The organism is Amycolatopsis sp. NPDC006125, from assembly GCF_040614195.1.
Classification (GTDB): domain Bacteria; phylum Actinomycetota; class Actinomycetes; order Mycobacteriales; family Pseudonocardiaceae; genus Amycolatopsis_E; species Amycolatopsis_E tucumanensis.
In genome coordinates this window covers 20,458-31,645 of sequence record NZ_JBEXTZ010000033.1, presented here as the reverse complement: position 1 = coordinate 31,645, position 11,188 = coordinate 20,458, and the positions used below count along the sequence as shown (strand labels likewise).

At 72.6% G+C, this 11,188-nt stretch carries 12 protein-coding genes; 6 read left to right on the top strand and 6 right to left on the bottom strand.

The window, feature by feature from the left end:
- The first annotated feature begins 76 nt into the window (after window positions 1-76).
- Window positions 77-1,198, top strand: a complete 1,122-nt coding sequence (locus tag ABZ193_RS18710) for an inorganic phosphate transporter (protein WP_354710802.1) — start codon at window positions 77-79, stop codon at window positions 1,196-1,198.
- Window positions 1,199-1,209: 11 nt separating this feature from the next.
- Entirely contained in the window at window positions 1,210-1,434 is a 225-nt protein-coding gene (locus ABZ193_RS18705; RefSeq protein ID WP_020417617.1) for a hypothetical protein, read from the top strand.
- Here the strand turns inward: ABZ193_RS18705 and ABZ193_RS18700 are convergent.
- The 3 genes from ABZ193_RS18700 to ABZ193_RS18690 are packed head-to-tail and all read right to left on the bottom strand — an operon-like array spanning window position 1,413 to window position 2,634.
- On the bottom strand, window positions 1,413-1,769 hold the full coding sequence (locus ABZ193_RS18700; protein ID WP_237337551.1) for a VOC family protein: 357 nt from the start codon (window positions 1,767-1,769) through the stop codon (window positions 1,413-1,415). The two genes, ABZ193_RS18705 and ABZ193_RS18700, sit on opposite strands and share 22 nt — an antisense overlap.
- A 53-nt stretch (window positions 1,770-1,822) precedes the next feature.
- Window positions 1,823-2,428, bottom strand: a complete 606-nt coding sequence (locus tag ABZ193_RS18695; protein WP_237337552.1) for a hypothetical protein — start codon at window positions 2,426-2,428, stop codon at window positions 1,823-1,825.
- Complete coding sequence (locus ABZ193_RS18690) at window positions 2,425-2,634, bottom strand: hypothetical protein (RefSeq protein WP_027935804.1); 210 nt, start codon at window positions 2,632-2,634, stop codon at window positions 2,425-2,427. Before ABZ193_RS18690 ends, ABZ193_RS18695 begins: the two co-directional genes overlap by 4 nt.
- A 27-nt stretch (window positions 2,635-2,661) precedes the next feature.
- On the opposite strand from ABZ193_RS18690, the gene ABZ193_RS18685 reads away from it, so the two are divergent.
- From ABZ193_RS18685 to ABZ193_RS18675, 3 genes are read left to right on the top strand one after another with little or no spacing between them, the layout of a single operon-like run.
- Window positions 2,662-3,384 carry a dienelactone hydrolase family protein gene (locus tag ABZ193_RS18685; RefSeq protein ID WP_020417621.1) on the top strand — a complete coding sequence of 241 codons (723 nt, stop codon included), beginning with the start codon at window positions 2,662-2,664 and terminating at the stop codon, window positions 3,382-3,384.
- A gap of 42 nt (window positions 3,385-3,426) precedes the next feature.
- Window positions 3,427-5,568, top strand: a complete 2,142-nt coding sequence (locus ABZ193_RS18680) for a histidine kinase (protein WP_237337553.1) — start codon at window positions 3,427-3,429, stop codon at window positions 5,566-5,568.
- Complete coding sequence (locus ABZ193_RS18675; protein WP_020417624.1) at window positions 5,565-6,215, top strand: response regulator transcription factor; 651 nt, start codon at window positions 5,565-5,567, stop codon at window positions 6,213-6,215. The genes ABZ193_RS18680 and ABZ193_RS18675 overlap by 4 nt, the downstream gene beginning before the upstream one ends.
- A 2-nt stretch (window positions 6,216-6,217) precedes the next feature.
- Here ABZ193_RS18675 and ABZ193_RS18670 read toward each other — a convergent pair whose 3' ends face one another.
- Together ABZ193_RS18670 and ABZ193_RS18665 are read right to left on the bottom strand one after the other, a co-directional pair.
- Window positions 6,218-6,976 (bottom strand): ABC transporter permease, encoded by a 759-nt coding sequence (locus ABZ193_RS18670; protein WP_237337554.1) that lies wholly within the window; start codon window positions 6,974-6,976, stop codon window positions 6,218-6,220.
- Window positions 6,973-7,887, bottom strand: a complete 915-nt coding sequence (locus ABZ193_RS18665; protein ID WP_237337555.1) for an ABC transporter ATP-binding protein — start codon at window positions 7,885-7,887, stop codon at window positions 6,973-6,975. The genes ABZ193_RS18670 and ABZ193_RS18665 overlap by 4 nt, the downstream gene beginning before the upstream one ends.
- 89 nt (window positions 7,888-7,976) lie before the next feature.
- On the opposite strand from ABZ193_RS18665, the gene ABZ193_RS18660 reads away from it, so the two are divergent.
- A complete protein-coding gene (locus ABZ193_RS18660; protein WP_027935805.1) occupies window positions 7,977-8,756 on the top strand; it encodes a hypothetical protein in 780 nt (259 codons plus the stop codon).
- Here the strand turns inward: ABZ193_RS18660 and hrpB are convergent.
- A complete protein-coding gene (gene hrpB / locus ABZ193_RS18655; RefSeq protein WP_237337556.1) occupies window positions 8,744-11,107 on the bottom strand; it encodes an ATP-dependent helicase HrpB in 2,364 nt (787 codons plus the stop codon). The genes ABZ193_RS18660 and hrpB overlap by 13 nt on opposite strands.
- Window positions 11,108-11,188: the final 81 nt, after the last annotated feature.

Below are 11,188 nucleotides of genomic sequence, written 5' to 3'. Positions count from 1 at the left end.
ACTTCGTGAACCGCGTTCACCACAAGTTCATCGGCCGAGCGGAGTAGCCCGTCACCCGAAAGGTACCGTGGGAGGTGTGGACCTCTCGCTGATCGTCCTGGTGGTCATCGTCGCCGCATTGGCCTTCGACTTCACCAACGGTTTCCACGACACCGCCAACGCCATGGCCACCTCCATCGCGACCGGCGCCTTGAAACCCAAGGTCGCGGTCACGATCTCCGCCATCCTCAACCTGATCGGCGCGTTCCTGTCCGTCGAGGTGGCCAAGACCATCTCCGGTGGGATCGTCGACGACACCAAGGTCACCCCCGTGGTCGTCTTCGCCGGACTTGTCGGCGCGATCCTGTGGAACCTCGTGACCTGGCTGGTCGGCCTGCCGTCCAGCTCCTCGCACGCACTGTTCGGCGGCCTGATCGGCGCCACCTGGGTCGCTTCCGGGGCCGACGCGGTGCGCTTCGCCCAGGTCGTGCAGAAGGTCCTGATCCCCGCGGTGGCCTCGCCGCTGGTGGCCGGGCTGGTCGCGGTCGTCGGCACCTACCTCGTCTACCGGATCACCGCGAAGGTGCGGCAGGACGTGGTGGGCAAGTCGTTCAAGCGTGCGCAGGTGCTGTCGGCGTCGCTGGTCTCGCTCGCGCACGGCACGAACGACGCGCAGAAGACGATGGGTGTCATCACGCTCACCCTGATCTCCTCCGGCGCGCTGGCCGCCGGGTCCGGGCCGCCGCTGTGGGTCGTGCTCAGCGCCGGGCTGGCGATCGCGCTGGGCACCTACATGGGTGGCTGGCGGATCATCCACACGATGGGCCGCAAGATCACCGACGTGCAGACGCCGCAGGGGTTCGCCGCCGAGACCAGCGCGGCTGCCACGATCCTGGCGTCCTCGCACCTCGGGTTCGCGCTGTCCACCACCCACGTCTGCTCGGGCGGCATCATCGGGTCCGGCGTCGGACGACGGCTGGCCGAGGTCCGCTGGAGCGTCGCGGGCCGGATGGCGCTGGCGTGGCTGCTGACCCTGCCCGCCGCGGCCGCGGTCGGCGCGGTCGCGGCGAAGGTCGCGACCCTGGGCACCGTCGGCACGGTGGTCGTCGGCCTGGTGCTGGTCGCCGCGGCGCTGGGCATCTGGCTCTGGTCGCGGCGCAACCCGGTGACGCCGCAGTCCGTGGCCGAGCCCGAGCAAGCCGTTCCCGTGGCGGTCTGAGGAGGCATTCCGTGCACATCGACTGGGCTGCCCTCGGCAGCGTGTTCGTGACGGCGCTGGCGGCGGTGGCCGTGGTGACCGGGCTGTTCGCGGTCGGCGTCCGCGGTGTCGCCGCCCGCGCCGACGCCAGGGAGACGGGGGAGAGCGGCACGGCGGGCGCGGTGACGGCGGGCGTGTGCTTCGCCGCGTGCGCGGCCGTCGTGCTCTACGGCATCTACCTCATCGTCGCGGCGTGAGCGAGCACGTTCACCACTGAGCCGCTGGGATCGGCCACGAAGAAACGCCGCACGCCCCACGCCTCGTCGGTGAGCGGGTAGACGACGCGCAGGCCCCGGGCGACGGCTTCGGCGTGGGCCGCGTCGACGGCGTCCGGAGCTCCCACGTCGACGCCGAACCGCGGTTCGGGTGACCCGGGCCGCTGGACGATGACCTGCGCCGCCGGGTTGCCGGGCGAGCGCAGGTTGAGCACCGGGTCCTCCATGGCCACTTCGAGACCGAGGACGCCGACGTAGAAGTCCCGCACTCCAGCGGGGTCCGTGGTGGTCAGGTAAGGCACTATTCGCTGGATCATGCCGTCCATGGTGGCGCCAGCGGCGGGCCGCCGGCTTGGACGAATGGGAACGGTCAGCGCAGGTGTTCCGGCAGCGCGGCCAGCCGCTCCGGCGGCAGCAGGTCGCGCACCTTGGTGATCCTCGCCGGGTCGTCGAGCAGCGCGGCGACCTCGGGCAGCGCGGCGTCCGGGATGAACTCCAGGCTGGTCACGATCGTCGCGTCCGGCAGGTGGTCGACGAACCGCGCGATGGTGATCCAGTCCCGCCGCCTGCTCAGCTCGCGCGCGACCGCGACGACCACCCCCGCCGGCAGCTTCGCGATGATCCCGCGCGCCCGCCGCGGGTCCAGCTCGGCGGCCACGTCGGCGAGGAACGCCGGGGACAGCCGCCCGGCGATCTCCGCCCCGCGGGAGGCTTCGACCAGGCCCGCGATGCGCGCGGCGAGCAACGGCCCGAACACCCGCTCGGCCATCTTCGCCAGCACCGGGATGGGCAGCAGCTTGCTCGCGCCTGCCATCCGCTCCAGCACGCCCAGGTGCGCGTCGAACAACACCGTGGTGGCGCGTTCCCGCAGCTCACGGAGGTCCTCGACGGGCACGTCGGCGAGGTAGCCGAGGCGTTCCGCGCTTACTCCGAGCACGCGGGCGAGCTTGCGGATCTCCGCTTCCTGGGGCGTCACAGGCCGACGGCCTTCCGGACGGCGGGCCGCAGCAGGGCGGGCACGAACTTCAGCGCGTCGTTGCCCGCCTTGGCCAGCGCCGCCGCCTGACGGCGCCGGGCGGAGCGCACGGCGTCGGCTAGGTCCTGCTGGTGGGCCGGGTCCAGCGCGGCGACGCCCGCGGGCGGTTCGGCGCCGAGCTGTTCGGCCAGGGTGCGTTCGGCCATGCCGATCATCATGCCTAATGTCGCGGCATGACACAGGACATCGAAACGTCACGGCTCACCGTCAACGGCCTGAACGCCTACCTCGCGCGGCCCGCGGGCGGCAGTGAGTCCGGGATGCTGCTGCTGCCGATGGTCACCGGCATCGGCGAGCAGTTGCGCGAGTGGGCCGAGGCGATCGCCGCGATCGGCGTCACGGCGCTGGTGTGGGACCCGTTCCACGGCCCGAGCAGCGACGACACGTCGATGCCGGACCTGCTGGCGAAGATGCCCGAACTCGACGACGCGGTCGCGCTGGACGAGCAGACACAGCTGCTGGACCACCTCCTCGGCGAGCTGGGCTGCGCCAAGGCGGGCGTCATCGGGTGGTGTCTCGGCGGGCGGTTCGCGTTGATCCTGGGTGGCCGGGATCACCGCGTGGCGAACGTGGTGGCGTACCACCCGACGGTGCCGGGAGAGACGCCGCCGAACCACACGATGGACGCGATCGCGCACGCCGGGCTGATCAAGGCGCCGGTGATGACGATGTACCCCACGGCCGACGAACTGGTCCCCCGGTCGCGCTTCGACGAGCTGCAATCGGCGTTGCAGGCGCGGGAAACCGGTCCGAGCCTGATCCACGTGTACCCGGCCGCCGAGCACGGCTTCGCCAACAAGACGCGGCACGGGGAGCCGGTCAACGCGGAGGCGTTCGCGATCTCGTGGCCGCAGGTCCTCGAATTCATCCGTGTGACGACAAAAACCTGTCTTTAGACAGATACCGTCCCTCCACCTTGGTCGGTACCGTTCCCTCTCGTGGGGAGATTCTGGGGAAGAACAGCGGAAGTGCTGGCCGGGGCGCCGGTCGTCGCCTTGCTGCTGTACGAGAGCAGGCACAACGCCCAGCCGTGGGAGCTGATCGGCGGGTTGGTGGCGATCGTGGTCGCGGTCGCCGCCACCCGGCGCAGCCCGTGGCTGTCGCTGACCGCCGCGGTGGCGTCGAGTCTCGCCATGATGTTCAGCTTCGGCGGCCGGGTTCCGGTGTGGCCGGTGCTGCTCATGGTGCCGTTCGCCTGCCTGGCCGGACGGCGGATGGAGTCGGTGCGCCCCGCGCTGGCGACGTTCCTGACGATCGGGGGCATCGGCGTCCCGCTGTCGCTCGCGATCGGCAGGCACGCCATGGCCGACTGGGGCGCGGTGATCGGCGTGATGCTGTTCGCCGCGGTGCTGCCGTGGCAGCTCGGCCGGTACATGCGTACGCGGGACGACCTGGTGCGGTCCGGGTGGCAGCGCGCGGAGGAACTGGAGCTGCGGCAACGGATCGTCGCGGAGGAGGCCCGGCTGCGCGAGCGGGCCCGCATCGCCAGCGACATGCATGACTCGCTGGGCCACGAACTGAGCCTGATCGCCCTGCGCGCGGCGGCGCTGGAGATGTCGGGAAGCGCGGAAGCCAAGGCACTGCGCGAAAGCGCCGCCGCGGCCACCGAGCGGTTGCGCGAGATCATCGGCCTGCTGCGCGAAGACGCCCCACCGGTCGACCCGGTCCATGGAGGCGTCCCTGCGCTGGTCGAGCGCGCACGAGCGTCCGGAGTGGACATCGAGTTCTCGGAAGAGCCGGCGGGTGTTGGGGTTGCGGGGGAAAACGCCGGTGCCCCGGCGCAGGCCGCCGCCCTACCGCAGGCTGCGGCGCGACCGCAGACTGCCGCTCCACGGCCGATTGATGCCACCTCGCCGCGGGCTGTGGCTCCGGGGTCGGCTGATGCCGCTTCGCGGCGGGCTGTGGCTCCACCATCGGCTGATGCCGCCTCGCGGCGGGCTGTGGCTCCACCATCGGCTGATGCCGCCTCGCGGCCGACTGTCGATCAACCGTCGGCCGAAGTCACCCCATCGCAGGCTGTCGCTCTACGGCCGATTGATGCCACCTCGCCGCGAGCGGTCACCCCACCGCAGGCTGTCGTTCCACGGCCGGCTGATGCTGCCACCCCATCGCAGACCGGCGCCCCAGCCCGGGCGGCTGCCGGTCCGCACGCTGATGCCGCTTCGATCGCCGACCCGACTCCGGGCATCGGTTCTGTTCCTCCGGTCGCCCCGGGCCAGGCCGGCTCCGGAAACGGTTCTGTTCCGTTCGCCGACCCGATGCCGGATGCCTCGGGTGCGGATGCTGCTCCGCCACTCGCACCGAACACCGACAACCCATCACCGGCTCCCAGCGCGCCGTCCTCTTCGGACGGACCAACCTCGGAACCGCCGATGGTCGAACGCGCCGCTTACCGCGTAGTCCAGGAGGCGCTCACCAACGTGACCAAGCACGCCCCCGGCGCCCGGGTCGCCGTCACCATCTCCCGCGGTCACCAGGAGACCGTCGTCCGGGTGTGCAACGGGCCGCCGCCCGCCGGGCCGTTGCCGGGTACCGTGTCCGGGCGCCAGGGGCTCGAAGGGTTGCGGGAGCGCGTCCGGTTGCTCGGCGGCACCCTCCGGGCCGGGCCGCTCGACGGCGGCTTCGAGGTGGTGGCCCGGCTTCCGCACGCCGCCGCTCCCGCGCCCGTCCAACCCGTGCAGTCCGAGTCCGCCCGCCGGCACGTCCAGGCCCGGCGTGAGGTGCGCCGACGGCTGCTCGCCGCGTTGATCGTGCCGCCCTCGATCATGGCGGGGCTGCTCGGTGTGGTGGGCACGGTCTACCTGTACGAGTGGCAGACCTCCGTGCTGGACCCCGCCGACTACGAGCAGCTGCGTCCCGGCCAGGTCCGCGCCGAGATCGCCGCCGTCCTGCCGCAACGGCAACGCGGCCCGCACGTCCGCGCGCCCGAGCCGCCCGGCCTGGCGTGTGAGTACTACGGCACCGGCCGCAGCATCACCCAGCTCCGCCTGGACGCCTACCGGCTCTGCTTCGCGGGCGACCGGCTCGTGAGCAAAGAACTCCTGACCGACGACAGTGACCGAGGAGAGGTTCCGACGTGATCCGTGTGCTGCTGGCCGACGACGAGGCCATGATCAGGGCCGGCGTCGCCGCCATCCTGTCCGCGGACGACGACATCGAGGTCGTCGCCGAGGCAGGGGACGGCCGCGAGGCCGTCGAGCAGGCCCGGCGCACCCGGCCGGACGTCGCGCTCGTCGACATCCGCATGCCTCGCCTCGACGGCCTCGCCGCGGCCGAGGAGATCCGCGGCCTGCTGCCCGGCACCGGCGTCATCATGCTGACCACCTTCGGCGAGGACGCCTACATCGAGCGCGCCCTCGCCGGCGGCGCCAGCGGGTTCCTGCTGAAGTCCGGCGACCCCCGCGAGCTGATCGCCGGAGTCCGCGCCGTCGCCGACGGTGCGGCCTTCCTGTCTCCGAAGGTCGCGCAGCGGGTGATCGCCCAGCTGTCCGGCGACCGCATGTCCCGGGCCGCGGTGGCCCGGGACCGCATCACCGTCCTGACCGCACGCGAGCGCGAGGTGCTCGCGCTCGTCGGCGCGGGACTGTCCAATGCGGACATCGCCGAGCGGCTGTTCGTGGTCGAGGGCACCGTGAAGGCCTACGTCAGCACGATCCTCGGCAGGCTCGACGTCCGCAACCGGGTCCAGGCGGCGATCATCGCCTACGAGGCGGGGCTGGTGACATGAGCTCAGGCATCCCGGCGCCGCAGCACCTCGTGCCCCACGACGAGCGCGGCGGTAGCCCACGCGGCGAGGATCAGCAGACCGGCCCACGACGGGTACGGCGGGACCAGCCCGGAGACCGGGTTCGGCTGCCCGGACGGCACGAGCGCCGCAGCGCCCGCGACACCGGGCATGTAGTTCACGACCCCGAGCCCGAGCGAACCGGCCACCATCGCGGTCATCAGCATCACCAGGAACGCCACCGTGACGCTGCCCGCAACGCTGCGCAGCGCTGTCCCGATCCCGAGGCTGAGCAAACCGGTGAGCGCGAAGAAGGCCCCGTTCGCCACGCACGCCTGGATGATCTCGCCGGTCGACGCGGCACGCCCGAAACCGTCCATCAACGGCGTCGCCACCGCGATCGCCACCGCCGCGACCACCACGCCGAGCACGAACAACACCGGAGCCAGCACCGCGCCCTTCGCAGCGAGGAACCGGCTCCGGACCGGCACCCACTGCAATGTCCCTCGGATGCTGCCCGTCGCGTACTCGCCTGCGATGAACAGGCTCGCCAACGCGATCACCGCGAACTCGGCGAGGTAGAAACTCCCGCCCGCCACCAGATCCGGCGCCGACTCCTGCGTGCTGCGGTTGTAGGCCACGGAAGTGGCCGACGGCAGCACGAACACCAGCATCAGCACCACCGCGCCGGCCAGGCCCCAGAAGGTCGAGCGCACGGACCAGAACTTGACCCACTCCGAGCGGATCGCCGCGGTCGTCGTCATCGCACACCAGCCTTCCGCGCGGAGTCCGCGCCGTACTCGACCGCGTCCGCGGTCAGTTCCATGTACGCCTGCTCCAGCGACGCCCGCTCCTCGCTCAACCCGTGCAGCCGGACGCCCAGCTCGAAGGCCAGGTCGCCGATCGACTCCACCGTCACGCCGGTCACGAGCACCGAGTCGCCCTCGACCCGCGCGCCGGGCAGCTGGGCCGCCAGCCGTGCACCGTCGGCCGGTTCCGCACAGCGGACCCGCACCACCGAACCGCCGGCGAGCAGCTCACCCAGCGGCGCGTCGGCCAGCAGGCGTCCCTTGCCGATGACGAGGAGGTGGTCGGCGGTCAGCTGCATCTCGCTCATCAGGTGGCTGGAGACCAGGATCGTCCGGCCCTCCGCGGCGAGCGAGCGCATCAGCTGCCGCACCCAGCGCACCCCGTCCGGGTCGAGACCGTTCACCGGCTCGTCGAACAACAGCACTCCCGGGTCGCCGAGCAGTGCCCCGGCGATGCCGAGCCGCTGCCCCATGCCGAGCGAGAACTGGCCGGCCCGCTTCCCCGCGACGTCCGACAACCCGACGGTGGCCAGCACCTCCTCGACGCGGCGGTCCGGGATGTCGTTGCTGCGGGCCATGGCCAGCAGGTGCTTGGCCGCCGAGCGGCCCGGGTGGAGCGCTTTGGCGTCCAGCAGCGCGCCCACCGTGCGCAGTGGCCACCGCAGGTCCCCGTACCGCTTGCCGTCCACCAGTGCCTCGCCGGAGGTCGGGCGGTCCAGCCCCAGCACCATGCGCATCGTGGTCGACTTGCCTGCGCCGTTCGGGCCGAGGAACCCGGTAACCTTGCCCGGCCGCACCGCGAAGGTGAGCTGGTCGACGGCGGTTTTCCCGCCGAAGCGCTTCGTCAGCGCGCGTACCGTGATCATGGCCTCGACGGTAGGAACCGGACACGCCGGGGCGCATCGGCCGAAGGGCATCCACGCACCTGCACTTTCGGCAGGGCAGAATGCGCCCCATGATTTCCCGGCGCAGGGTGAGCCCGCTCGACGTGGCGATGCTGGCGCTGGCCGTCGTCTCCGTCGGCCTGGTCGTCTACGTCACGTTCTTCCCGCACTCGCCCGAAACGGCGCACCGCATCTTCGTCATCGACACCTCGATCTGCGGGGTGTTCCTGATCGAGTTCCTCTGGCGGTGGTCACGCGCCGGGTGGGACAAGCGCTTTCCGCTGCGCAACTGGTACGAGATCCTCGGCATGATCCCGATCGCGCACCCCGCGCTGCGCAGTTTCCGGCTGCTGCGGATCGTGATCGTGATCGTGCGGCTGGCACGCACGGCCGACCGCGCGTTCGGCGAACTGTTCACACAGCGCCTGGTCGAGCGCATGTCCCGGCCGATCGTGTTGGCCATCAAGAAACCGATCACCATCGCGGTGCTCGACGAGGTCGTCAAGGTCATCGAGACCGGCAACTACCCGGAAAACCTGGCCAGGTCACTGGGCGAGAACCGGGAGACGTTGCGCGCCATCATCACCGAGAAGATCAAGGACGACCCGCAGGCGGGCAGGCTGTCCAAGCTCCCGTTCCACGACGAGATCCTCCGGTCCCTTGTGGACACGACGATGCGGGTCATGCTCGAGGTGCTGATCGACCCGCGGACGGAAGCGTTCTTCGCCCACGTCGTGCGGGAGAACCGGGAGCAGATCCGGCAAGCGGTGGTGCTCGGCCTGCACGAGGAGGAGAACGAGGAGCTCGAGCGCGATCTGCCTGCCCGGCCGGAGCGGTTCTACGGCGCCTGAGGGTCCGCAGGCCAGGCGTGTTTGGGGTAGCGCCCGCGCAGCTCCGCCCGCACAGCCGGATACCCGCTCGCCCAGAACGACTCCAGATCGCCGGTGACCGCCGCGGGGCGGCCGGCGGGGGAGAGCAGGTGCAGCACGACCGGCACGCGCCCACCCGCGACCTTCGGGGTTTCCCGCCACCCGAACGCGAGCTGCAGCTTCACCGCGAGCACTGGCCGCCCGGACGCGTAGTCGAGCCGCAACCGCGACCCGGAGGGCACCTCGATCCGGTCCGGCGCCAGTTCGTCCAGCCGGCCGGCCTCCGGCCAGGGCAGCAGACGTCGCAACGCCGAGGCCGTGTCGATCCGCGCGAGGTCGGCGCGACGGCGAGCGCGGGACAGCTCCGGCTCCAGCCATTCGTCCACTCTGGACAACAGTGCGGCGTCGTCCACGGCGGGCCACGGGTCGCCGAGGACGTCGTGCAGGAAGGCGATCCGCGCCCGCAGGCGCTCGGCCTCGGTCGACCACGTCAGGACGTTTCCCTCGCGGAGGCCGGTCAGCAGGGCCTCGCGCACGAGAGCGGGGTCCGGGTCCCGCAGCGGCCGGTCACGCAGGACGATCGCGCCCAGCCGCCGGACCCGCCGCGCCACCACGTCGCCGTTCCAGGACACGTCGTCGTGTTCGGTCACCAGGTTCGGGGCAGCCCGCACCGCGAGCTCTTCGTCCGCACGGGCCGCGAGGCGGATCACCCCGTGCGCGCGGCCGGGGTCACGCGTCGCCTCGGCCACGGCGAGCCATTCCGCGTCGCCGAGGCCGCCGCTCGTGGGCAGTTCCGCGGCGGTGCCACCCGCCATCAGGTAGACCGGCGAATCCGGCCCCCGCCGCCGGGCGAGCCGTTCCGGGTGGGCGAGCGCGACCACCAGCGCCGGGTCGGGCGCTTCCGGGCCGCCGGGCACCAGCCGCTCCAGGCGCCGCACCTCGGCATGCCAGCGTGATCCGCGCTCGTCGCGCAGGCGGCGCAGCTCGGCCTCGACGTCGGTGAGCGTGCCGCCCGCGTCCATCAGCGCCACCACCTCCGCTGCGCAACGGGCGCCGACCTGGGCGGCCCCGTCGAGCAGCGCGCGGGCGAGGCGCGGGTGCAGGCCCAGCTCGGCCATGCGCCGGCCGCGTTCGGTGACCGTGTCGCCGTCCAGCGCGCCGAGCGTGCGGAGCAGGTCCTGGCCGGCGGCGAGCGGGCCGTCCGGTGGCGGATCCCACCAGGACAGGCCCGCGCCGTCGGGTGTCGACCAGCAGGCCAGCTCCAGCGCGAGCCGGGCCAGTTCGGCGGTGCGGATCTCCGGTTCGGGGTAGGCGGGCAGGCTGGCCTGCTCGTGCTGCGGCCAGCAGCGGTACGCCCGGCCGGGCGCCTCCCGCCCGGCCCGGCCCGCCCGCTGCTCGGCCACGGCCGCCGACACCCGGACGGTCGCCAGGCCGGGCAGGCCGCGGCGGTGGTCCACCCGGGGCACCCGGGTCTGCCCGGAGTCGACGACCGCCCGCACACCCGGCACGGTCAGGCTCGACTCGGCCACCGCGGTCGCCAGCACCACGCGGCGGCGGTCGCCGGGGCGCAGCGCCGCGTCCTGCTTGCCGGGCGCGAGCCTGCCGTGCAGGGGCAGCACGTCCACGTCCGGGAGGTCGAGCAACCCGCTGACCCGCGCGATCTCGCCCACGCCGGGCAGGAACGCCAAGACGTCGCCGTCGCCTTCGGCGAGCGCCCTGCGCACCGCCCGGGCGACGCACGCCTCGATCCGTTCGCCGCGGGCGGGTGGGACGTAGGTCGTCTCGACCTGGTAGGTGCGCGCCTGCGCGGTGACCACCGGCGCCCCGCCGAGCAGGTCCGCGAGCCGCCCGGACGCGACGGTGGCCGACGTCGCGAGCAGGCGCAGGTCGTCCCGCAGCCCGGCACGCACGTCCAGCAGGAGGGCGAGCAGCAGGTCGGCGTCCAGGTGCCGCTCGTGGCACTCGTCGAGCAGCACGGTCGCGACGCCGGGCAGTTCCGGGTCGTTCTGCACGCGCCGGACCAGCAGGCCGGAGGTGACCACCTCGACGCGCGTGCGCTTCGACACCTTCCGGTCGCCGCGCACGGAGTAGCCGACGGTCTCGCCCACCGGTTCGCCGAGCAGCGCGGCCATCCGGGCGGCCGCCGCACGCGCGGCGAGGCGGCGCGGCTCGGCCACCACGACGCGGCCGTCCGTCCGGGTCATCAAGTCCAGCGGGACGAGCGTCGTCTTGCCGGTCCCGGGCGGTGCGACCAGCACCGCGGTGCCGTGACCGGACAGGGCGTCGGCGAGTTCGCCGAGGACCGCGCGGACGGGGAGATCGGGCAGGTTCATGGCGTGAGCAACCGTAGACGGTGGGCGGTGGCTGAGTCCCTCGTCACCCGGACGTATGGCATTCGCGTGCTGGCCCCGGAA

Bases quoted from the DNA above. Each gene is read 5' to 3' on its own strand.
- ABZ193_RS18685 (WP_020417621.1), top strand. From the start codon at position 2,662: ATGACACAGGACATCGAAACGTCACGGCTCACCGTCAACGGCCTGAAC.
- ABZ193_RS18690 (WP_027935804.1), bottom strand. From the start codon at position 2,634: ATGGCCGAACGCACCCTGGCCGAACAGCTCGGCGCCGAACCGCCCGCG.
- hrpB (WP_237337556.1), bottom strand. From the start codon at position 11,107: ATGAACCTGCCCGATCTCCCCGTCCGCGCGGTCCTCGGCGAACTCGCC.
- ABZ193_RS18700 (WP_237337551.1), bottom strand. From the start codon at position 1,769: ATGATCCAGCGAATAGTGCCTTACCTGACCACCACGGACCCCGCTGGA.
- ABZ193_RS18660 (WP_027935805.1), top strand. From the start codon at position 7,977: ATGATTTCCCGGCGCAGGGTGAGCCCGCTCGACGTGGCGATGCTGGCG.
- ABZ193_RS18670 (WP_237337554.1), bottom strand. From the start codon at position 6,976: ATGACGACGACCGCGGCGATCCGCTCGGAGTGGGTCAAGTTCTGGTCC.
- ABZ193_RS18665 (WP_237337555.1), bottom strand. From the start codon at position 7,887: ATGATCACGGTACGCGCGCTGACGAAGCGCTTCGGCGGGAAAACCGCC.